The 23,572-nt window shown below is 49.3% G+C and carries 20 protein-coding genes; 4 read left to right on the top strand and 16 right to left on the bottom strand.

Going from position 1 to position 23,572, the window contains the following annotated elements:
• The first annotated feature begins 40 nt into the window (after window positions 1-40).
• Window positions 41-1,828 carry a sensor histidine kinase gene (locus tag AC6R03_RS04665; protein ID WP_500630325.1) on the top strand — a complete coding sequence of 596 codons (1,788 nt, stop codon included), beginning with the start codon at window positions 41-43 and terminating at the stop codon, window positions 1,826-1,828.
• Complete coding sequence (locus AC6R03_RS04660) at window positions 1,828-3,177, top strand: sigma-54-dependent transcriptional regulator (RefSeq protein WP_500630326.1); 1,350 nt, start codon at window positions 1,828-1,830, stop codon at window positions 3,175-3,177. Before AC6R03_RS04665 ends, AC6R03_RS04660 begins: the two co-directional genes overlap by 1 nt.
• Window positions 3,178-3,225: 48 nt before the next feature.
• Here AC6R03_RS04660 and AC6R03_RS04655 read toward each other — a convergent pair whose 3' ends face one another.
• The 11 genes from AC6R03_RS04655 to AC6R03_RS04605 all read right to left on the bottom strand — a co-directional run bounded on the left by AC6R03_RS04655 (window position 3,226) and on the right by AC6R03_RS04605 (window position 16,071).
• The gene (locus AC6R03_RS04655; RefSeq protein WP_500630327.1) at window positions 3,226-4,587 is read right to left on the bottom strand and encodes a TRAP transporter large permease; all 1,362 of its coding nucleotides are present in this window, start codon (window positions 4,585-4,587) and stop codon (window positions 3,226-3,228) included.
• 3 nt (window positions 4,588-4,590) lie between these two features.
• Window positions 4,591-5,256 (bottom strand): TRAP transporter small permease, encoded by a 666-nt coding sequence (locus AC6R03_RS04650; protein WP_334552581.1) that lies wholly within the window; start codon window positions 5,254-5,256, stop codon window positions 4,591-4,593.
• A 91-nt stretch (window positions 5,257-5,347) separates the two neighbouring features.
• Window positions 5,348-6,343: a TRAP transporter substrate-binding protein gene (locus tag AC6R03_RS04645; RefSeq protein ID WP_500630046.1), complete on the bottom strand. Its 996-nt coding sequence runs from the start codon at window positions 6,341-6,343 to the stop codon at window positions 5,348-5,350.
• 359 nt (window positions 6,344-6,702) lie between these two features.
• Entirely contained in the window at window positions 6,703-7,818 is a 1,116-nt protein-coding gene (locus tag AC6R03_RS04640; protein WP_334568264.1) for an ABC transporter ATP-binding protein, read from the bottom strand.
• A 5-nt stretch (window positions 7,819-7,823) separates the two neighbouring features.
• On the bottom strand, window positions 7,824-8,681 hold the full coding sequence (locus AC6R03_RS04635) for a carbohydrate ABC transporter permease (RefSeq protein ID WP_334552587.1): 858 nt from the start codon (window positions 8,679-8,681) through the stop codon (window positions 7,824-7,826).
• On the bottom strand, window positions 8,678-9,601 hold the full coding sequence (locus AC6R03_RS04630) for a carbohydrate ABC transporter permease (protein WP_500630328.1): 924 nt from the start codon (window positions 9,599-9,601) through the stop codon (window positions 8,678-8,680). Before AC6R03_RS04630 ends, AC6R03_RS04635 begins: the two co-directional genes overlap by 4 nt.
• A gap of 117 nt (window positions 9,602-9,718) precedes the next feature.
• Window positions 9,719-10,969, bottom strand: a complete 1,251-nt coding sequence (locus AC6R03_RS04625) for an ABC transporter substrate-binding protein (RefSeq protein ID WP_334552591.1) — start codon at window positions 10,967-10,969, stop codon at window positions 9,719-9,721.
• A gap of 144 nt (window positions 10,970-11,113) precedes the next feature.
• Entirely contained in the window at window positions 11,114-12,562 is a 1,449-nt protein-coding gene (locus AC6R03_RS04620) for an ATP-binding protein (protein WP_500630329.1), read from the bottom strand.
• A 24-nt stretch (window positions 12,563-12,586) separates the two neighbouring features.
• On the bottom strand, window positions 12,587-13,315 hold the full coding sequence (locus tag AC6R03_RS04615; RefSeq protein ID WP_500630330.1) for a response regulator: 729 nt from the start codon (window positions 13,313-13,315) through the stop codon (window positions 12,587-12,589).
• Window positions 13,316-13,463: 148 nt separating this feature from the next.
• The gene (locus tag AC6R03_RS04610) at window positions 13,464-14,936 is read right to left on the bottom strand and encodes a protein adenylyltransferase SelO (RefSeq protein WP_500630331.1); all 1,473 of its coding nucleotides are present in this window, start codon (window positions 14,934-14,936) and stop codon (window positions 13,464-13,466) included.
• Between the two features lie 526 nt (window positions 14,937-15,462).
• On the bottom strand, window positions 15,463-16,071 hold the full coding sequence (locus AC6R03_RS04605; protein WP_500626074.1) for a DUF2913 family protein: 609 nt from the start codon (window positions 16,069-16,071) through the stop codon (window positions 15,463-15,465).
• A 205-nt stretch (window positions 16,072-16,276) separates the two neighbouring features.
• Between AC6R03_RS04605 and AC6R03_RS04600 the strand changes: the two genes are divergently transcribed.
• The gene (locus AC6R03_RS04600; RefSeq protein WP_500625857.1) at window positions 16,277-17,485 is read left to right on the top strand and encodes an IS256 family transposase; all 1,209 of its coding nucleotides are present in this window, start codon (window positions 16,277-16,279) and stop codon (window positions 17,483-17,485) included.
• Window positions 17,486-17,601: 116 nt separating this feature from the next.
• Here the strand turns inward: AC6R03_RS04600 and AC6R03_RS04595 are convergent, their stop codons facing one another.
• From AC6R03_RS04595 to AC6R03_RS04575, 5 genes are all read right to left on the bottom strand, one after another.
• On the bottom strand, window positions 17,602-18,726 hold the full coding sequence (locus AC6R03_RS04595) for a M20 family metallopeptidase (protein WP_500630372.1): 1,125 nt from the start codon (window positions 18,724-18,726) through the stop codon (window positions 17,602-17,604).
• A gap of 10 nt (window positions 18,727-18,736) precedes the next feature.
• Window positions 18,737-19,204 carry a YjiG family protein gene (locus AC6R03_RS04590; RefSeq protein ID WP_334552601.1) on the bottom strand — a complete coding sequence of 156 codons (468 nt, stop codon included), beginning with the start codon at window positions 19,202-19,204 and terminating at the stop codon, window positions 18,737-18,739.
• On the bottom strand, window positions 19,204-19,944 hold the full coding sequence (locus tag AC6R03_RS04585; RefSeq protein WP_500630373.1) for a nucleoside recognition domain-containing protein: 741 nt from the start codon (window positions 19,942-19,944) through the stop codon (window positions 19,204-19,206). Before AC6R03_RS04585 ends, AC6R03_RS04590 begins: the two co-directional genes overlap by 1 nt.
• 222 nt (window positions 19,945-20,166) lie before the next feature.
• Window positions 20,167-21,249, bottom strand: coding sequence for a calcium/sodium antiporter (locus tag AC6R03_RS04580; protein ID WP_500630374.1), 1,083 nt, complete (start codon window positions 21,247-21,249; stop codon window positions 20,167-20,169).
• A gap of 178 nt (window positions 21,250-21,427) precedes the next feature.
• Entirely contained in the window at window positions 21,428-21,781 is a 354-nt protein-coding gene (locus tag AC6R03_RS04575; RefSeq protein ID WP_500630375.1) for a DUF1428 domain-containing protein, read from the bottom strand.
• 373 nt (window positions 21,782-22,154) lie between these two features.
• On the opposite strand from AC6R03_RS04575, the gene AC6R03_RS04570 reads away from it, so the two are divergent.
• On the top strand, window positions 22,155-23,480 hold the full coding sequence (locus tag AC6R03_RS04570; RefSeq protein ID WP_500630376.1) for a tyrosine-type recombinase/integrase: 1,326 nt from the start codon (window positions 22,155-22,157) through the stop codon (window positions 23,478-23,480).
• Window positions 23,481-23,572 lie beyond the last annotated feature (92 nt).

The following is a 23,572-nucleotide window of genomic DNA, read 5'->3' as shown; positions in this document are numbered from 1 at the left end:
TACGATAGAGAGGCGTAATTTTAAGAGTTGTCAGGGTATTATGTCGTCGTTTCGCCGCGCCAATCTGTCTGTGTTTATTCTCTATTTGCTGACGTTGCTCGCTGGCTCACAATGGATGTGGGAGTATCGTTACCATGCCCAACATGCGGAGCAGCAAGAGCAGCTTGATCGCTTTGCCAGTCACATTATTAACAAACTGGACAAATACGCGCATTTGCCCAAATTGATTGCCAAAGATGGCGAGTTGCTCGCGGCACTGAAACAACCGGGCAACCCCGCTCAAGTCGAACTCACTAATCGCTTTTTGCAAAACGTTAACGATACGATTCTCGCCGCCGATACCTATCTATTGGATCGTTGGGGCACCACCATTGCTGCCAGCAACTGGAACTTAGATCGCTCCTTTGTCAGCCGAAACTTCGCCTGGCGTCCCTATTATTTTGAAGCGATTCAAGGTCGAGCGAGCCAATACTTCGCCTTGGGATCCACCTCTGGGCAGCGCGGTTACTACTATTCCTACCCTGTCGTCTATGCCGCTGAAGTCGTGGGAGTCATCGTGGTCAAGATGGACCTCTCTGCCATCGAAGAGAACTGGAGCAGCAAAGTAAACACCTTTGTCGCCACCGATCAGAACCATGTCATTTTTATGTCGAGCAACCCTCACTGGTTATTTAAGAGCTTGACCGATTTAGACGATGTGACCCGGCAGGCGATTCGTGACAGCAGGCAATACCTCGATACTGACATTCAATCGCTGGGCCTCAACGGTGCCATTGACCTTGCACAATCGGAACTGGCTAACCGGCGTCTCGGTTGGATTCAAGGGGACTATTTAGTCTCCAGCCGCCCCCTGCCTGAACTTAACTTAACCATTCGTGTTCTATCGGAAAAAGTGACCGTATTTTGGTCAGTGTTGAGTTTTGGCCTGGTTTGGTCGCTGCTGTTTGTGATTGTCTTTTTAACCATGCAATTAACCTATCAGCGCCGACTCAAGCAACGTCAATTTGAGCGCCTCCAAGCGGAAGCCAAACAAAAACTTGAGTTCTTAGTGATGGAACGCACCGCCGAGCTCCACGCCGAGGTTCTTGAACGCTCACGCACGGAAGCCGCGCTGCGCCAAACGCAAGATGAGCTCATTCAAGCAGCAAAACTTGCGGTACTCGGTCAGATGTCGGCCAGTATCAGCCATGAGCTCAATAATCCGTTAGCGGCGATTCGCAGTTTCGCTGACAACGCTCGCCGCTTTCTGGCCAAAAGCCACCTCGATCGCGTTGATGACAACTTGCAGCGTATCTCCTCACTGACCGACAGAATGGCCAAAATCAGTAGCCAGTTGAAATCCTTTACGCGCAAATCTGACAGCAATGATGTCTCCATTATGGCGCTAACCCCCGTGATCACCTCGGTGAAAGAGTTGGTCGCACCGCAAATCAAATCGTATCGAGTCGACTTCGAGGTTGAACTGGCGCCCGAACTGGGCAAAGTGGACATCAACGCAATCCAGCTTGAGCAAGTGCTGATCAATTTGATCACCAACGCCGCGCAGGCGGTCGAATCTCTCGACACGCGTAAGGTTCGCCTTAGCGCCAAGGTAGTGGATAAACAGGTTCAGATTGCCATAGACGACAATGGCCCTGGCATCGATCAACAAGCGGCCCTTCACCTCTTCGAGCCGTTTTACACCACCAAGAAAAACGGACTGGGTCTTGGGCTCTCTATCTCTCAGCACATTGTTGAGACCATGCACGGTGAGCTCACCGTTGGGACCTCTCCCCTTGGCGGCGCACAATTTACTGTTTCGCTCCCTCTTGTTGAAAAGGAACTCTAATGCACGACGTATTCTTTATTGATGACGAAAGTGACATCCGCATTGCCATCGAACAGAGCTTCGAGCTTGAGGGGATCTCTGCCGATTTTTTTGCCTGCGCAGAAGATGCTCTGTTGGCCATCAAAGAGCATGGCATGCCAAAGGTGCTGATCACCGACATCTGTTTGCCCGGTTTATCCGGGGAAAACTTACTGACTTCCGTTTTGCATCAAGACAAGGATGTGCCGGTGATCCTGATTACCGGCCATGGTGACATCACCATGGCAGTCAATGCGCTGCATAACGGCGCTTATGACTTTATTGAAAAACCTTTTGCCATCGACCGTTTGATTGACACCACCAAGCGTGCCCTGGACAAAAGGGCCTTAACGCTCGAAAACCAAGCACTAAAGCGCAGCCTTAAGGCCAGTAATACACTGGGCCCAAGGATTATCGGCGACACCCCTAGTATCCAAGCACTGCGCGATACCATTGCGCACATCGCGGACACCAACGCCGATATTCTGCTGTTTGGCGAGACAGGAACCGGTAAAGAGCTGGTTGCGCGTTCCATTCACGAGCAGAGCTGTCGTCGTGAGGCAAACTTCGTCGCCATCAACTGTGGCGCCGTCCCTGAAAATTTGATTGAGAGCGAACTCTACGGTCACGAAAAAGGCGCGTTTACTGGCGCAGAGGCCAAACGCATCGGTAAGTTTGAGCACGCTCAAGGTGGCACGCTGTTTCTTGATGAGATCGAATCTATGCCCATGCAGGCGCAAATTCGTTTACTGCGCGTGCTGCAAGAGCGAGTGATTGAACGCGTTGGCTCAAATACCTTAATCCCGGTGGATATTCGCGTCATTGCCGCCACCAAAGTGGATTTAAAACAAGCGTCAGCTCAAGGGACGTTTCGTGAGGATCTCTATTACCGCCTCAATGTCGTTACCTTGGATTTACCACCTCTACGCCATCGAAAAGAGGACATCCCTGCCCTATTCCACCATTTTCTTCTGGTTGCCGCCGCGCGATATGGCAAAGCCGCGAATGCCTTGCCCGATGCCGATCTGCAAACACTGATGTGTCATGATTGGCCGGGTAACGTGCGTGAACTGCGCAACAGCGCCGAGCGCTTCGTGCTGCTTGGTAACCTTGGCCACCTCAATCCGAGCCAGTCGAGCGCCGAAGCAACACCGCTTGCCCTGCAAGTGGCAGAGTTTGAGAAAGCAGTGATTGAACAAGCGCTTGCCAGCACTTCCGGACGCATCAATGACACCATGACCTTGCTGCAAGTGCCAAGAAAAACGCTCTACGATAAAATGCAAAAGTATGGGATAGACAAGAGCGTCTACAAAAGTGACCAGCCAGAATAACATCGCCCCGGCATCGTAGCCGGGGCGATAACGTGACAAGAGACGGTACTATTTGGTGATGATTTCCGGCCCCATCAGTGTGGTCGGTAGCCAAGTGGATACCCAAGGCACATAAGTGACGATGATTAAGAACAAGAACATCACCGCCACCCAAGGCAATGCTGCTTTGACCACTTGCATCATCGACATCTTCGCCACTCCGGCAGTAACAAAGAGGTTGAGCCCCACTGGCGGTGTGATCATCCCTATCTCCATGTTCACTACCATCATGATGCCAAGGTGAATAGGGTCGATACCCAACGCGATGGCGATCGGGAATACCAGCGGAGCGACGATAATCAACAGACCCGATGGCTCCATAAACTGACCACCAATCAACAGCAGCAAGTTAACCACAATCAAGAAGGTGATCGGCCCAAGCCCTGCCGAGAGCATGGATTCAGTGATCATTTGCGGAATGCGCTCTTCGGTTAATACGTGCTTAAGGATTAACGCATTGGCAATGATGAACAGCAGCATAATGGTCAGCTTACCGGCATCATACAGGGTGTGCTTGGTATCTTTATGAACAAACGCTTGCAACACTTTCACCAACGCCGGTTTCTTGTTGGTTTTATCGGCAAATGGTCCCATGTCTTTGTAGACAAAGTTAGCGATAAAGAACGAGTATATCGCCGCAACGGCCGCCGCTTCTGTCGGCGTGAACACGCCACCGTAGATACCGCCAAGGATGATCACCACCAGCAACAAGCCCCAGCTGGCGTCTTTCGCAGCGGCAAGCATCTCGCCCCAACCGACGAACGGTTGTTTCGGTAAGTTCTTCACGCGCGCAGCAATGTAAATGGCGATCATTAACATCACACCGGCTAACAGGCCTGGGATCACGCCACCAAGGAACATACGTCCCACCGAAACATCGGTCGCCGCCGCATACACCACCATCACAATCGAAGGCGGGATCAAAATGCCGAGCGTACCCGCGTTACAAATCACGCCAGCCGCAAACTCTTTGGAGTAGCCATTTTTGATCATACCGGCAATCACGATACTACCGATTGCGACCACCGTCGCAGGCGATGAGCCAGACAAGGCCGCAAACATCATACACGCGACTACCGACGCCATCGCCAAGCCGCCGCGGAACCAACCCACCATCGCAATCGCAAAGCGAATAATGCGTTTTGCCACACCGCCGGTCGACATAAAGCTCGAGGCGAGGATGAAGAACGGAATCGCTAATAAGGTGTAGTGGCCCGCAAAGGCGTTAAATAGGGTTTGTGCCACCGACGCTAGGGAAGCATCTGAGTGCATCATCAAAAAGAGAATACTCGACAGGCCGAGTGAGACTGCGATAGGCACACCAATCAGCATGAAGCCAATCACCATCAGGAACAAAAATAAAATATCCATGGCTTAGCTCTCCTTGCCGTTTTTCTTGGTGGGCTCCATGGCCTCTCCCGCTTCACTGAGTTCTTCTTTCAGTGCTTCTAGCTCTTCTTCCGCTTCGTGACCTGCGATCAATCGATCCAACTTGCCGGTGGCAATTTGCAGCGTCAGTTGCAAAAAGCGGAACGTCATTAGCGCCATGCCAATGGGTAGAGCCATGTAGGGGATAAAACGCGGCAGTTTTTCATAGCGCTCGCCTTCATTGAGCCAATCGGCTAAAAACTGCAATATCTCAGGCATTGGGATATCGTCCGTCTCATACCAAGCTCTCTCGGTGGCAAACGGGTACCAGTAGTTCCAAGAGCCGACCAAGAGCAGAATCGAGAAGGCCAAACAGCAGCCTGCAGCCATCAAGGCGTAGGTTTTGCGCATGCCCGGCGATACCATGTTGATGATGACGTCAACGCCGATGTGGAAGTGTTTTTTGACACCGTAAGAGGCGCCGACCAGCACCATCCAGGCAAACATAAATACGGTCAGTTCGAGGGCCCAAAGAATATTACTGTTAAAAACATAACGAAAGACGACGTTGGTGAACGTCAGCAGGGTCATAGCGCCAAGGAAAAAGGCAATCAAGGTTTCCTCAATCGCATCGGTCACTTGTCCTATTTTGGCAAAGATTGACTGTTCCATAGTGTGATCACTTTTGGTTCCACCCTTTTGCAGCAGGCTCCTCCTCTAGAAGGAGCCTGTATAGGGTGTGTATTGTTATCTGTAGAGGGGATTATTTGTTCGACGCCAACGCCGCTTCAATCAGATCGGCACCGATGTCTTTTTCAAACTTCTTCCATACGGGCTGAAGCGCATCTACCCATTTTTGTCGTTGCTCTGGTGTTAATGTTCTCACCACACCACCTGCTTCTATTACGTTGTTTTTGTTGGCAAGATTAACCTTCGTTGACTCCGCGTTTCGAGCTTCAGTCACCTCTTTAATGATGGTCGCCAGTTGGTCTCGCTGATCATCAGGTAACCCATTCCAGAAATCGTTTGAGGTCACGACTAAGTAATCAAGAATGCCGTGGTTGGTTTCTGTAATGCCATCTTGAACTTCGAAGAATTTTTTACCGTAGATGTTTGACCAGGTGTTCTCTTGGCCATCAATCACTTTGGTTTGCAAGCCGCCATACACTTCTTTAAACGACATTTTCTGTGGGTTAGCCCCTAGCTGCTCAAACTGAGCGACAAGGACATCAGACGCTTGTACGCGGAACTTCAACCCTTTTGCATCTTCAGGGACAAGCAGCGGTTGGCTCGCTGACATCTGCTTCATGCCGTTATGCCAAAACGCAAGACCTTGAACACCACGACGTTGCATCGCGTTTTTCAGCTTCTCACCCGCTTCTGAGTTCTGGAAGCGATCCACCGCTTCCACGTCTTCAAACAAGAACGGCAGATCGAAGATGCGGTACTTTTTGGTGAATTTCTCAAACTTTGAAAGAGAAGGGGCTGCGAGTTGAACATCACCATTGAGTAGCGCTTCAAGTACCTTGTCATCATCGTAAAGGGTCGAGTTTGGGAAGACCTGCATACAGACTTTGCCATTCATCTCTTCATTGACACGCTTTTCAAGCAGCGACGCCGCAATCCCTTTCGGGTGCTTGTCGGTATTGGTCACGTGACTGAACTTGATCACCGTCTCGCCAGGATCGCAGTTTGCAGCGGCGTTGAAACTGGTGACAGCAAGAATTGAGGCAGATAGTAGGGTCAAAGGCTTTAACATTATTATTCTCCTTGTGGATTGAGCAACCCCATCACTGGGTGTTGTATCAAGTAAAGAGCAATAAACTGGCCAACTTAGAGAGAAAGATTAAAAACAAACAAAAACATATACTTATATAAAAAGAGAGAGTCAGAGATGCGTTCCCAGCGCCAAATCGAATAATAAATGTGTGGAAATCCACCCAAGAGAAAAAGTGTAATGGGTCAATTTACACACCATTAACAAAATAGACACAAAAAAGGCAGCGTCATGCTGCCAAAACGTCCCTATAAAGAGGAGCACACTCTTCACCTCAGACTGCAAGCCTAGCCTGAATTCCCCCCCGTGAATATGACCGAAGAGTGTGCTCAATACGTGTATCAATGAAAATCGATACGTTGCTCTGTGTCGGCGTCAAAGAACACCGCTTTGGATAGGTCAAAATGCAACGGCGCAACCTGACCGACCTTGGCATCAAACTCAGGTGAAAGGCGACACGCCACTTCCTGATCGTTGACCTTAATCATCGCAATCGTATCTGGACCTGTCGGCTCTAGCACTTCAAGTTGCAGATTCAGCGCAGTGGTGGCGCTTGAGTCCGCATTTTCACTTTCAGTAATGTGCTCAGGTCTAAGGCCAATCACGATCTCTTTGCCGTCTTGCTCACGCATAGAGGCCGGCAGCTTGATGTGGTGCTCCTGACCATTGCCCCCTTTCACTTTAATCACCGGCTGATCATCACTATCGAGATCCACCATGGTTTTGATGAAGTTCATTGAAGGCGATCCCATAAAGCCGGCGACAAACATATTGTTCGGCTTGTTGTAGATCTCTTTCGGGGTGCCCAGTTGCTGTAACTCACCGTCTTTCATTACCGCGATACGATCGGCTAACGTCATGGCCTCGATTTGGTCGTGCGTCACGTACACAATCGTGGTGTTGAGCTGCTGATGCAGACGTTTGATCTGGTGACGCATCTCAACACGTAACTTAGCATCAAGGTTTGAAAGCGGTTCGTCAAAGAGGTAAAGCTTAGGTCTGCGAGCCAGTGCACGTCCCATCGCGACACGTTGACGTTGGCCACCAGAAAGTTGCGACGGTTTACGGTCCAATAGATGGTCGATTTGCAACATTTTCGCCACTCGCTGCACTTCCGCTTCAATTTCATCCGCCGGCATTTTGCGGATTTTCAACCCAAAGGCGATGTTACCATGCACCGTCATATTGGGGTAAAGCGCGTAGGACTGAAACACCATCGCGATATCTCTGTCCTTTGGCTCAACGCTGGAGACATCGCGCCCATCGATGACGATTTCACCCGAGCTGATCCCTTCAAGACCGGCTATAGTGTTCATCAATGTCGATTTACCGCAGCCCGAAGGACCCACCAGAATCAGGAATTCACCTGAATCAATACTGATATCAATACCCTTAAGTGTTTCTTGCTCCGCCTTAGGGTAGGTTTTGCGGATCTGTTTAAGTTCTAGTGTTGCCATTGTAATTATCCTTTTACTGATCCTGCCGTCAGGCCTCGAACAAAGTATTTTCCTGCCAGTACGTAAACGAGCAGTGTCGGCAATGCCGCAATAATCGCTGCCGCCATATCCACGTTATATTCCTTCACCCCGGTACTGGTGTTGACCAAGTTATTGAGCGCCACGGTAATAGGCTGGGTTTCTGAGCCCGAATAGACCACCCCAAATAGGAAGTCGTTCCAAATCGCCGTGAACTGCCAAATCACCGTGACCATGATGATGGGCGTAGAGAGCGGTAAGAGAATCTTAAAGAAGATGGTAAAAAAGCCTGCGCCATCCAGCTTCGCCGCTTTAACCAGCTCATCAGGAATACCGATGTAGAAGTTGCGGAAAAACAGCGTGGTAAAGGCCATACCGTAGATGACGTGAACGATCACCAAACCTGTCGTAGTGTTCGCTAGACCCAATTTGCCCAATACCGCGGCCATTGGCAGCAAAATCACCTGGAATGGTATAAAGCACCCAAACAGCAACAAGCTAAAGAACAAGTTTGAGCCTTTAAACTGCCACTTTGTCACCACGTAACCATTAAACGCCCCCAGTAAGGTTGAAATCGCCACCGCGGGAATCACCATCTGGAACGAGTTCCAGAAGTAACCTTTGACGCCTTCACATTTTACGCCCGTACAAGCACTGTCCCACGCTTTGTACCATGCGTCCCATACCCACTCGGTCGGCAACGACATCAGGTTACCGGCCTTGATGTCTGGCAAGGTTTTAAACGAGGTGATCACCATGACAAACAGCGGCATCAAGTACACTAAGCAGAAGAATAGCAACCCGGCATAAATCATCAGGCGAGCCATGTTCATGTTTTTGGTCATGACTTCTTCTCCCTAAGTTCTGAGTACAAATATGGCACCAAGATGGCCAATATCCCGGCCAGCATCATCATTGCACTGGCAGCACCTAGGCCAATTTGGCCACGGGTAAAGGAGTGCGCGTACATAAAGAGCGCAGGTAAATCTGAGGAGTAACCCGGGCCACCGGCCGTCATGGCGGTAACGAGGTCAAAACTCTTGATCGCAATGTGCGAAGTAATAATCACGGCGCTGAAGAACACCGGACGTAAACAAGGCAAAATAATTTTCATGTAGATGGTCGGTAGGTTCGCGCCATCAATTTGCGCCGCTTTGATGATCGATGAATCAATGCCGCGCAAGCCCGCTAAAAACATCGCCATCACAAAGCCTGAGGATTGCCACACCGCTGCTATCACCAGCGTATACACCGACATTTCAGAATTGACTAACCAGTCAAATTTGAAGCTGGTGAAGCCCCAGTCTTGCATCAGTTTTTCGATACCCAGACCTGGGTTGAGAATCCACTTCCACGCGGTACCCGTCACGATAAAGGACAGGGCCATTGGGTAGAGGTAAATAGTTCGGATCGCCCCTTCTTGGCGAATATTCTGATCCAGCAAGATAGCCAGACCAACGCCCAACACAATGGCGACCAACATAAACATCAGGCCAAAAATGCCTAGATTGGAAATGGACGTAATCCAACGATCATTTTCCATTAGCCTTTCATACTGAGCAAAGCCGACAAACTTATAGCTCGGTAGGAAACGCGAGTTTGTCAATGACAATGCCGCCGTCCAAAAAATGTAGCCGTAGATACACACCACGGTCACTAACATAGTCGGCGCAAGTACAATTTTCGGCAGCCAGCGTTGCAACCTGTCTGCAAAGCTGAGCTTTGGTGCAGACTTGTTTGCATTCCTAGATACAACATGCTCCATAACGATTCCTTACGTCTTCTCATCTGACACCATCACCGTCAGATGGTTAAGGAAAGGGCGCTTGGCTCCCCACAAGCCGAAGCGCCCTTTGGGGTGTGAAGTAATGCTAAGCGAAGGTTAGAAAATCGCCGCTTTTACCGCTTTTGACAGTTTCTGTGCCGCTTCTTTTGGATCCGCATTCGCATCATTGAAGAAGTTGGTCACGACGTCATAGATAGCACCTTGCGCGTAGCTGGTCGTCGCTAGGCCGTGCGCCATACTTGGCACTAGGTCACCCGACTCTGCACTGGCTTTAAACGTTGCCATCGAATCCAATGCACACTGGTCAAACGCGCTCATGTCCATATCCAGACGCACTGGAATCGAACCTTTGTTGAGGTTGAAGACTTCTTGGAACTCTTTGGTCAAGATGGTTTTCGCCAAATCTTGCTGCGCTTTTTGGTTATCAGCATTGCTGAGCTCAAAGAACGCAAAGCTATCGATGTTGAAGGTGAACTGACCGTCAGTACCTGGCGCTGGAGCACAGATGTAATCCTTACCCGGTACTTTACCTGCAGCAGAGAACTCACCTTTCGCCCAGTCACCCATGATTTGCATGGCGGCTTCACCGTTGATCACCATAGAGGTGGCAACGTTCCAGTCACGACCTGGTGAGTTGGCGTCGATGTAATCGCGCATTTTCTTAAACTTGGTGAACACCTCGACCATTTTGTCGCCAGCGAGCACATCCATATCTAAGTCGACAAACGCTTTGTTGTAATCTTCACTGCCGAGCACATCGAGCGCCACCGCTTCAAAGACTGTCGCGTCTTGCCATGGTTGGCCGCCGTGCGCCAATGGAATGTAACCTGCCGCTTTGATCTTGTCGGCTGCAACGAAGAACTCATCCAATGTCTTTGGCAGTTCTACGCCGGATTTTTTCAATACTTCTGGGTTTGCCCATACCCAGTTAACACGGTGAACGTTCACTGGCACGGCGACGTATTCGCCATCAAACTTCATCACTTTAGTGACCACCGAAGGCAAGATGCTGTCCCACTTCTCTTGATTGGCCGTGTCATCGAGTGAGGTCAAAAAGCCTAGGCCGCCCCATTCTTGAATGTCGTGACCTTTGATTTGTGCCGCTGACGGTGGGTTGCCCGATACTGCGCGGGTTTTCAACACGGTCATCGCGGACTCACCGCCACCACCAGCAACCGCAAAGTCTTTCCAGCTGTGGCCTTGCTCTTCGAGCATCTGTTTCAATACCGCTGCAGATTTTGCTTCACCGCCGGCAGTCCACCAGTGGAGTACTTCGACTTCGCCCGCTTGGGAGAAAGCAGAGGCAGCAAGGAGGGATAAGGTAAGTAGGGTTTTCTTCATTTTCATTGTTATCTTCCATGTTTTTGGATTAGACATCTGGGTCGACGTCAAACTGACCCGTTCACTTCGTGCTTGAACGTTATTGAGTCTATCCGACTAGAAAAAGAAGATTGAAACAAATCGTAAAGCCAATGTAACAACTCAGTTACATTACACTTCAAGGCCAGGTGGAATAAAGAGTTGCGCGCGTAAACCACGCTGCGGGAGATTACTAATAATGAGATCTCCGCCGTGTCCGTGCAAAATGTTGCGGCAGATGCCAAGCCCAAGGCCGTGACCTTGATCATCTTCTGCCAAACGAAAGTAAGGTTCAAACACCGCTTCCAACTTATCTTCTGGAATACCCGGGCCGCAGTCATCAATCGTCACCGTGATCCACTCGCGCTGGACTTCTATCGTGACAGACGCACGCTTACCATATTTCACTGCGTTATCGAGTAAGTTAGTGAGTACTCGCTTAATCGCCAAAGGCTTCGCGACGATCGGCTCCATAGTCATCGGGGTAAAGTCGACGCAATGTTGCTTGTGGTTCATGGGCTCAATGACAGAGAGGATCATCTCATTGAGGTCAATGTAGGCATTGTTCTCGTGCAAGTCGGTATCGCGCACACATTGCAGCGCGCCTTTAACCATCATTTCCAACTCGTCGAGGTCTTTATTGAATTTTCTGCGTTTCACGTCACTTTCCAGTAGCTCGGCTCGCAGCCTTAGACGCGTAATGGGTGTTTTTAAGTCATGTGAAATGGCAGAGAACAGATGCTCACGGTCGGCAGTGTAGCGCCGAATACGCTGCTGCATACGATTGAACGCACGCGTCGCCACCACCAGCTCACGAGCGCCATCTTCGGCCAAAGGCGGCTGATCGACATCCATACTCATGTCATTGGCGGCTTTGGCCAAACGCTTCAAGGGTTTCACTTGCCGACGCATCAGTAAATAGGTCAAGGCAAGCAGCAAGGTGGTGGAAAAGAAGAGGAATAAAATCTGCTCTCGGCCAATCAAGGTGTCATCCAACGTCACGTATGGCGCAGGCAACAAGGCGGCGATGTAGAGCCACTCGTGCTCATTCAGTTCGATTTGTACCACCAATACCGGAGGATCAATCGGTGACAATGTGAGCGTGTGATGCGCCCACGATTTCGGTAAATCGTGCAAATAAATGTCGTTTTTTAGCAAGCGCAGGTTTTCTGGCTGGGAGAAGTTGACGTCTATCGAGCGAGCGCGAGGCAGCTTCTGCTTGAGCACCGTTGTCACAGCATTGATTGAGGCGCGTTTTAGGCGTGTATCGTCAATAGGGTCGACAATCAATCGCTCTTTGTTGAACGAGACAAAAAAGCGCGTGCCGCCCATATTGCGAATTTGATCAAGCACGATATGGCGATAGCCAGTAGGCAGAGACTGAAAAAAGGTCACCGTAGAGGCAAACATGTTGGCCATGCTTTGCGAGGCGTCTCGGATCCCTGCAAGCTCTTTGTGCTTGGACTCGGTATACCAAATGGAGGTGGCAATACCCTGCGCGATCACCACCGCCAACACGGTAAGGCCGAGTGTCCGGGTCACCAACGAATTGGGTTTCAGTAAGCGTAATAACCACTTCATCACGTTGTCTTACTCAAAGAAGTATTAATGTTCAACGCTAACGGGGACAGCAAGAATATAGCCGTTGCCACGCATGGTTTTGATGTACTGAGGGTATTTGGCCGAGTCACCCAACCGATGGCGCAACCGGCTGAGCTGCACATCGATACCACGCTCAAAAGGCAGCGCTTCTCTGCCCCGGGTCGCAAAGGAGATGGTGTCTCTATCTAGCACTTCATTGGGGCGAGTAAGAAACAGCATCAGCAGGGCAAAATCACTCCCAGATAAATCGTGTTGTTCCCCTGTCGTGGTATGGGTAATTTTGTGTGCCAAGGTATCGAGCTGCCAATCGCCAAATACGATGGTTTTGGGCAAGCTGGTCGGCTCCGAGCCTTTCTCTTCGACCACTTGGGCGCGGCGCAGTACCGCTTTGATTCTCGCCATCAATTGACGTGGATTGAACGGCTTAGCGATGTAATCGTCAGCACCGAGCTCAAGACCCACCACCTGATCCATATCATCCGACACCGCCGTTAGCATAATGATGGGCACGTTGGATTCACGACGAATCGCCTGGCACAACGCAAAGCCATCTTCGCCGGGCAACATCACATCCAACAAAATCAGATCAGGGTAACCTTTTGCATCGAGATGCTGCTTAAGTGCTTGTCCTTCTGCCACGGCTTCCACATGGAAGCCCGATTTAGACAAATACTCATCCAAAAGCTCGCGGATCTCCTGATCATCATCCACAACAAGTATTTTACTGTTCATTTCGCCAATCACTGCCTATGGTGTTAGCTCACAGTCTAGACAGTTCTCACCCGCGGTGTGACCGATAAATCCTTATTTTTTGAACAGAAAACAAATGGAGCTCACAAGTTTTTAACATTAAGCGAGTCATCTATCAGTAGATGGTCAATTAAGAAGAACAACTGATTTCAAGCCGTTTGCCCCAATCCGGTGGCAACGCCGCAAAATGTTCAAAATTCGGGTGCTCGTCGTACGGAGATTGAAGCACCAGCGCGAGCTCGTTGACCAGTTGATAATCCCCCTGTTCGGCGTTGTCGATTGCCATCTGCGCCAAGTAATTTCGCAGAATGTATTTGGGATTGACCTGACGCATCGCAGCGCAGCGATCACGCGCGCTAACAGGTGCTCCGCTCTCATCCACTTCACATTCACAACGCGCTAAATAGAGCGACAACCATTCACTCGCAGCCGCTCTATCAACAAATAAATCGATGACGTTCTGCTCTGGTTCACTATCGAGCATCGACAATGCGCGCATAAAGCGGCAATAGTCTACGCTCTGCTGAGCCAATAACTCAAACATGGCGCTAAAGAGCTGAGGGTCTTGATCTAATTTGGTCTTGAGGCCTAATTTTTTGCGCATGATGGCGCTAAATTCCCTGTTTAGCACTGACTCAAATTGACCGAGCCCCTGCTCCAGATCGGCTTTATCGACCAACGGTGACAACGCATGGGCAAGCGCGGACAAATTCCACAATGCGATGCGCGGCTGCTGATCAAACGCATAACGCCCTTGGTAGTCAGAGTGGTTGCAGATAAGCTGCGGATCATAATCATCCAGAAAACAAAATGGCCCGTAATCAAACGTCTCACCAAGGATCGACATATTGTCCGTGTTCATGACGCCGTGCGCAAAGCCCACCGCTTGCCACATAGCGATCATGTGAGCGGTGCGCTCGACGATCTGTTCAAACATCGCCAAATAAGGCTTAGTGGCGGTTTGACACTCTGGCCAATACCACTCAATCGCTTTGTCTGCCAACAGACGCTGTTCACTCAACTGATTGGTGTAAAAGAAGTGCTCAAAGTGACCAAAACGTAGGTGGCTGCGCGCCACACGCAGCAGCAATGCACCGCGCTCCTGTTTCTCTCGATAGACGGGGGTATCGCTGGCGAGCATACCTAAAGCGCGAGTGGTTGGAATGCCCAAACCCGCCATCGCTTCGCTGCCCAAATACTCACGAATGGTTGAGCGTAGGACCGCTCGTCCATCGCCCATACGTGAATACGGAGTCAGTCCCGCCCCCTTAAGGTGTAAATCGTAGACTTCACCTTTGGCGTCCTTTAGCTCTCCGAGTAATAGTCCACGACCGTCACCTAAATCAGGGTTGTAGACACCAAACTGATGCCCCGCGTACTTCATGGCTAATGATGGCCAATCTTCAACGCGTTGCTCGCCCGCCAAAAACGCTTTTAGATCGCCCGATGGCAGGGACTCATCCAGTGAAAACTGTGCGGCGAGTGATGCGTTCCAACTTACCCAACGCGTGTTGCTAAGTGGCGTTGCTTCAACAGGCATGTAAAACACCTTAGGCAGTTGATAAAAACGGTGAGTAAGCGCTAAAGATGACAACGAGGACATAGACGGCCCAATGTAATGAGTGTTGTCGCCGACGTTAGCAAAATGTTGCAGAGAGTAGCAAGAGAAAGTGTGAGCGGGATTGAAAAAGAGCGCTCGAGATAAGAAAGCCTGAGATGGCCGATAGCATGAGTTATAAAGAGAAAGGCTGCCTTAATCGAAGACTAAGGCATCGCCTCTATACTGTATCGGAAGTACGATATCGATCGCGTAACGAAATACAGCCCGATAATCGACTAGATCAGTGCGAAAACGCCGAGAATACCGACCAATGAGAACAGGCAAGTACGGCTAATCACACCAAAGTTAGTGGGTTCGATCATTTCATGATGTTGCATAGATTCTCCTCGTTATTTTTCTCTTTATGACAACTTAATTACAATATGATGAAATCTTCGTTTTATCTCAAGCCCAATCTGTGTGAATTTTTTGTGACAAGATCACCAAACCGTCTTCATTATCACAAAGAAAAACAAGGCGTTAAAAACAGATTGTAGGAGAAAAAGCGCGCTGAAAGAAAATCAGGCGCTTAGCGCAAGGAAAGCGTGATTCGCACGAAGTTTTCGTCTTCGTAATCCATTTGGTGATCAAAAATCGAAGACGTGTAGATAGTGCGCAAAAACGCGTGCTTTTCACCGTGCGCACCGCGCATTAGCATAGAGACACTTTGTACCAAGCGATTTCGGCGGTCAAAGTGACCATTGAGATCGGCAGACAGCACGCACAGCAGACAACCCGTCGGGTTATACGCTAAGTCTACCGCTTCAGGGCTTGAGACGAGAACGGTGGTATTGAGCTCTTTTTCTAACTGATTAATCAGCAGCAAGAAGCTATCAAGATGAGGTAACTCGTCGCCACTCATCGGGCTCAATAAGTTATCGAGCATGGCTTCCATATCGAGGCGCTGCGAGCGCGCATGGGTCACCATAGAGCGTACTTTCTTCTTGAACGGCTTGTATTTCTTACTGTTGGCGGCTTTATTCAACCATGCAGAAAGAATGTCGTTAATATCATTGCGCGATTTTCGAGCCAGTACTTTTCCGTTGTGGTTGGTGCGCAAATGCAACAATGCATGCAGCGCCAATTCAGACAGGAGAGGTTCAAACTCGGGTTTAATTTTGGAATGAATACTGCGCATTATGACTGGAAGCTAACTGAAACTCGCGGAGAAAGTGGTCGTTTGAAACACGAAAAGGACCGCTATGCTACCGAAAACCCTTCGCCATGTACAGATGCGATACGGCACAAGCACGCAAAAATAATGCCAATCTAAAAAAAGCGAGAGTGTCCTGAATTCTGTGTAACTGTCTAAACTTAAGCCTTAAAGGCTAAGGATGGACAATATGGATAAGAAAGCACTCGAAGCTTTTGCTCGTGAAGCAGCAAAGTCAATTAAGACTGAATCCGATCTTGATGACTTCCGAAAAATGTTAACCAAGGTGACCGTTGAAACGGCGTTAAACGCTGAACTCGATGAGCACCTTGGGTATCAAAAACACCAACCTAGAACCAGCTCCAACTCCCGCAATGGCTACTCGGGTAAGTCCATTATCACCGATGATGGAGAGGTCGATATCGACGTCCCTCGTGACCGTGAAGCTAGCTTTGAGCCTCAACTCGTCCGCAAGCACCAAACTCGATTCCAATCCATGGACGACAAGATATTAAGCCTATATGCGAAAGGCATGACCACACGTGAAATCGTCGCAACGTTCAAGGAAATGTATGATGCGGATGTCTCGCCAACGCTGATATCAAAGGTGACCGACTCGGTACTCGAGCAAGTGATTGAATGGCAGTCGCGACCTCTCGACGAAATTTACCCTATCGTCTATCTCGATTGCATCGTGGTTAAGGTGCGTCAAGACAAGCAAGTCATCAACAAAGCGGTCTATCTTGCGTTAGGCGTCAACATGGAAGGCCAGAAAGAACTGCTCGGCATGTGGCTCTCTGAAACGGAAGGCGCCAAGTTCTGGCTTAACGTGCTGACAGAGCTTCAAAACCGTGGGGTAAAAGACATCCTTATCGCTTGCGTTGACGGACTAAAAGGTTTTCCTGACGCCATCAACACTGCGTTCCCAGAGACGCAAATACAGCTCTGTATCGTCCACATGGTGCGAAACTCGGTCAAATACGTCCCTTGGAAAGACTACAAAGCGGTGACGGCTGACCTGAAGAAAATCTACCAATCAGCCACAGAAGATGAGGCACTGCTCGCTTTAGAGCAGTTCTCTGAACGATGGGATAGCAAGTATCCTCAAATCAGTCGCTCTTGGACGGCGCATTGGGACAACCTCAACACCCTGTTTAACTACCCAGAGGATATTCGCCGAGCCATTTACACGACTAACGCCATTGAATCCCTCAACAGCGTTATTAGAAAAGCGATCAAGAAGCGCAAGCTCTTCCCAACGGATGAGTCAGCTAGAAAGGTGATCTACCTGGCTATCCGAGATGCTTCCAAGAAGTGGACGATGCCGATTAGAAACTGGCGACAAGCTCTAAACCGCTTTATGATTATGTTCGAAGACCGACTCACTGAATACATGTAACCCCCGACAGTTACACAGAATTATTTACAGGGTCAAAAAAGCCCCACACCCAAGAGTGTGAGGCTTAAGCTCATCAACCGTTGTGCGAGTCCCGATCACCCACAACAATTACTTCGCTATTTGGCGAGCTTACCGAGTACGCGCTGTAAGAGCTGGATACGTGGCTCGATAGACTCAAGCAGTAAGTACTCTTGATCGCTGTGGAATCCCGCACCAACCGGACCTAATCCATCAAGTGTAGGTACACCTAGGATGGCTGTGCAGTTGGCATCTGAACCGCCGCCTACCGCTTGCCAACCCATTTGGATTGACAACTCATCGGCCGCTTCCTCTACCAACGCCATCAAACTCTCGGTTTTGTCACTCGGTACCATGGATGGCTTGTAAGCTTCACGCTCAAGGGCAACACGCACACCGTCAACAAATGGCGTCGAGGTTAATCCATTCAGGCGTGTATCGACATCGTCATACTCTTCGTTGCTCCAAAAGCGCACATCGACGATAACTTGCGCCAAATCTGGAACAATGTTTGCGCCTGCGCCACCTGAAACCACACCGGCATTCAAAGTCGTGCCTGACTCAAAATTGGTCATCTCGTTTATGGCTAGAATCCAGTTTGCCATTTCCGTCACGGCGCTACGGCCTTTCTCTGGCTCATTACCCGCGTGTGCCGCGATACCATGAAAATCAATCTTGTAACGCGCCATGCCTTTACGAGCTTTGACCAAGCTGCCATCGGCGCGTGCCGCTTCCGCCACAAGAACGTGTTTGGCGTTTTTCGCGACCGATTGCAACCAATCTTGCGAGTAAAGAGAACCAGTCTCTTCATCTGGGTTCATGCAGATACAGATCGACAGCGCATCCAATACGCTTGCCTCAAGGTCACGCATCGCATACACCACATTGAGCAAGCCTGATTTCATGTCAGACACACCTGGGCCGTAAGCTTTCTCTGCATCGACCGTCATCGGACGCTGCGCAGCGGTGCCGACAGGAAAGACGGTATCCATGTGACCAATCAGCATCACATCGATCTGCTCAGCGTCAGGTTTGTTGCGAATTTCAAGCCCAACACCCGCTTTGGTGCAGTCAATGCGTTTGACGTTCCAGCCACCCATCTCGAGGAACTTCTGCTCAAACTGCTGAGCGATGACCTCAATGCCCTCAGTCGTGTACGTGCCGCAATCGACATTGACTAGCGGGCGCAGCTCATCTAAATACGTTTGGAGAGAAAATGACATCGCCTCCCCCTTACACAAATAGGTTCATGACAAGCATGGCGCCAAATGCGTTGAGTACTGAAATGGCAATCATCACTGGGATGTAGCGTCCTTCAGTGCCAATTGGGCCAAGGATACGACCCATGTATTGAATCTGTGAACCCATCAAGTAGATGGCAGGCGCAAGAATCGCAATGTGCGCGCCATTCAGAATGCCTTGGTCAAATAGGGTGATCACTACACCGACCGCGCCGCCCATCGACATCCATGCACCAATCAGTACCGCTGCCGCTTCACCAGGCAGACCAAATACTGCCATCACAGGTGCAAACACAGTACCCATTAGATCCAATGCACCTGTGATTTGCAACGCCGCAATGATCACAAACGCCATCAATACGTTTGGCACCGTCGATGTGGTTGCAATCACCCAGCCTTTTTTCGCGCCTTCGACGAAGATGTCCGTCACCATTGGCTTTTTCGCTTTTACGTCACCCATTATGCGGTCTCCTCGGTCAGTGTTTCTTTGTTTTTCTTGTCGTCAGATTTCTCTTCTTTGCCTTCCGTCAGATTGACGTAAATGCGGAATAGGTTCGCGCCAATGATCTTGAATGCGAACATGACTAATACCGCAAGGCCGATAGACGAAGTCACCGCGAGAGAGCCGTCCGCGAGCGTTAACGTAAATAGAACCGCACCAGATGAGAAGAAATTGACAATGGTCGCGCCTGCCGTGAACTGGAACATAGTGAACACACCGGTTTCACGTTTGGTCAGTTGGCCTTCGTCTTTCAGCTGACGCGTCATCGCCGCGCCGGCATCCGTACTTTGCAAAGAGGCGATCAACGCCAAGCCCGTGTTACCCGGAATGCCCATGATTGGACGAAGCAGTGGCGTCAGCAGCTTACGCGCCGCTTCCAGTGCACCGTAGTGCTCAAGCACATTGATCATGCCAAGCGCGAACATCACAGTAGGGATAAGAGTTAAAGCGAAAATGAAGCCATCACGCGCACCACTACCACCGACACCACGGAAAGAAGTGGTCGCGGCTTGAACGCCATCCGCGGTTTCTGTCACGCCGTGCGCAACTTTACCGAAAGAGCCATTGAGCGTTGTAAAGTCCAACACGCCATACCATTCATTGGATTGCATCAGACCAGAGAAAAACACAACCGCAAACGCCAGCGCAATGTAGCAGCCGATCGTTACCTTGCGTTCAGATTGAACCGGAGTCGTCATCAAGATACCTATCTATTCGTTGGGGAAAAGCGCGGCGAATGTACTCCCAAGCAACGTGCTAGATAGATGATCAAAATCAAGTAGAAGGCGGAAGGTGAGCGTAATCATTCTGTCACATTTACGATTGTGATATTGATCACATTTGGAATATTTAGCCAGCAATTAGATATCAAATAGGCATTTAATCCGCCAATCAGTGATAACAAGTTGGCAATGCGGATATTAGCTCCTTTTCTGCTTTTGCCCCCACCAGTATTTGAGTAAAGAAATCACAATAATGGAAAGCACAATGGGGAAAACCACATTCCAAGTGACCATTGACAAAGTGGGCAGCCAGCCTGCATCACTCACGTCACCAATCAGGAAGACGCTATACAGGAAGTACAAGCCAAAAAAGAGCCCTCCTTCAAGTCGACTGACTATCGCACCTGTCAACATCAGAGGTAAGCACAACAAAGCGACGCCAAGCATGATCGGAAAGTCCTGTGAGACGAGTTGCTCGTTGCCAACAAGTCCTGCACCACTAAACAGACCGGATATACCCAAAACCGCCAACAAATTGAACGTATTACTGCCAACGACGTTCCCGACAGCGATGTCTCTTTGCCCTTTGAAGCTCGCCACTATCGATGTCACGACCTCAGGAAGAGAGGTGCCGATCGCTAGAATCGTCAAACCAATCATCGCTTCGCTAACCCCAAAGGCTCGCGCAATGTTCACTGCGCTACTCACCAACAGATTCGCGCCCGCAATCAGTAGAATTAAACCAACGACGAGCCATAACGCACTCTGCCATACTGGTTGATGCCCTTGTGTCAATGAAGCGACTTCATCGTCACTCGCCTCTGCCGCTTCGGTCTCACTGCGCTTCCCCTGGACAAAAAGAAACGCGGTGTAAACAACCAATAACGCGACTAAAATCCCACAGTCCAACAGGTTTAATCGCCCATCTGTCGCCATGTAGAAGACCAGCGCACTTAAACCAACCATGATGGGAACATCTTGGCGAATCAACTGCTTTGAGATGGTGAGTGGCGTAATGACGGCCGCTAAACCTAGGATAAACAGAACGTTAAAAATGTTGCTGCCGACAACGTTGGCGATCGCCAGTTCGGTCTTATTGGAAACGGCAGAATTGATACTCACAGCCAACTCGGGCGCACTGGTGCCAAAAGCGACAACCGTTAGACCAATAACCAGACTTGGAATACCCACTTTGGCAGCGAGTCTCGCTGCTCCTTTTACCAACCCGTCAGCTCCGGCAATCAACAACATCAAACCCAAAACTAAAAGAAGATAATCCATGTTTACCTCACCCACTCGAAGGCCAATTCACACCAAGAACGCATTCAGCGTTGGACAAGCTAAAATAACTCGAATTAATGAATAAAGCTCGATCAATTCGAGTCTTATCGCTTAGTACAATCGAGTGGCAACGCATGGCTGGTAACTGCGCCTCAGATATTGCCTACACAGTCGATGATTACTGGTCCAAAATGACCTCAAAACCACCATAAATGATTCGTTTACCATCGAACGGCATAGGATTTTGCTCTGGGCTCATTCGCGGATCATCCGAGATCTGTTGCCATGCCAGATCTCGAACTTCTTTTGATGGCCACACAACCCATGAGAACACCACGGTTTCGTTGTCTTGAGCTTTCACCGCCATAGGAAATGACGTCACCTCTCCATCAGGTACTTCATTCCCCCACGTCTCCACCACCCTTAAGGCACCGAAATCTTTAAACATTTCGGCGGCGATTTTTGTGTGTGCCATGTATTTTTCTTTGTTCGCTGTCGGTACAGCCGCTACAAATCCATCAACGTATGTCATGATCACTCTCCTCTTATGTGGAGTAATAACCATAGCCCACCAATGCAGAAGTAGATCACTTGTTGATCACTGGCTCCGCCCCGTCAGCTGTAGACGCTCAGATACTGATTAGCGTGCAATGAGATTTGGCACAATAGAAACGCAAAAGCCCCGACAACTCATTGAGTTATCGGGGCTTTCTAAAGAAATGGCACGCCCTGTAGGAATTAAACTAGGTTTTTAACTTCGTTTAACAAAGCTTAATAGTTATTTATTATCATATACTTAAGCCACAAATTACCGAATTGTATATTTAACCAAAATAGCTCAAAATGGCTCTAAATTGACACCCACGGCACCACAGAGGCACCACAGGATTTGACGGTAAGTTGTTATGGATACAGGAATAAACTTCACAAAACGTGCGTTAGAAAGCATAGAAAAACCGAAACATCGCATTACCTATAGAGACGTGGGAAGCACTAAAAGCGTTCAAGGTTTAGTGCTTGATGCCTTGGTTTCTGGCGCTAAAATCTTCCGTTTTCAGCGCAAAGTTAATGGAAAAAACATCAAGGTCAAACTCGGTGAGTTCCCTACGATGACGGTCGAGCAAGCAAGGGAAATGGCACGAAACACGGCGACCGACCTTGCCAACGGCATCAACCCAAACCAGCAAAAAAGAGAAGCCAGAGAAAGCCAAACCTTTGATGACTTGTTCGATATCTATGTTGCCTCTTTCGAGCTCGATATTAAAGCCAAGAAGCGCCGCGCCAGTAGCCTTAAATCAAACCAGACTCTTTACCGATTACACCTAAAGCCTAAGCTTGGTAAAAAGGCCATCACTGATTTTGATGCCGAGAAAGCGCGGAAGCTAATGCAGGACTTGTTCACCAAACACGGATACAGCAAACACAACCATTCGCTAACCTTGCTCAAATCGATGTTTAATCGAGCCTATATCGAGCCTAACCCCTTCGCTAAAATCAATAAGGTTGATGAGTCCCTTTTCAGACGCGAAAGAACCTTATCCAAGAAAGAGCTCGCGCAGTTTTTTGACTCACTGAGCCAAGAAAAGCAGATTTACCAAGATTGCATATTTTTGCTTCTGCTGACGGGTCAACGCAAATCGATGGTTCTTTCTATGCGCTGGCAAGAAATTGATCTTGATAATCGTCGCTGGATTATTCCAGCCAGTAAAAACAAGAGTAAAAAGGCTCACTCTGTTCCACTCACTCAAAAGGCAATGAGGATATTGGTTCGTCGCTCACATGAAGCTGAACTTAACCAAGAATTTGTATTCCCAAGCGCTCGAAGCCAACTCGGTCATATCACCGATAAAAGCGGGAAAGGCGGTTTCTGGCAAAGAATCACCGATCGCGTTGGCATGTACGCACCCGACAATTCGGAAAAGCATCTAACAGTTCACGACCTAAGACGCACCCTAGCCACTTTTCAAGTTACATCGGGCGGCTCAATACAGGCAACAAGTAAACTACTGGGTCACTCCAACATCAGCATAACCAATGATGTGTATGCTCATTTGTCGGACGATAGCGTGAGAGAGACGCTAGAGAAAACCGTCACCTATATGCTTGGGGACTCATTGCAGACTAAGTTAGATCGCATTAAGCAAGAGATTGATACTCTGCCTATCGAAGCAAGGCAGGAATTGATGAGCTATTTGGAACAATCTGTAGATTCTGACATTCTTACGGCTTAAGCCGCACGAAGCCTTGAATTTATTGGCTTAAGCACTTTTTGTTAGCCAAAATTGACTGGCTAACTAGCCAGTGACATTAAGCCTATTAGGTT

The sequence above is a fragment of the Vibrio sp. R10-SG-ISO4 genome, assembly GCF_059834135.1.
Note: the sequence above shows the minus strand (reverse complement) of the source record. Positions and strands in the feature narration are given on the sequence as shown.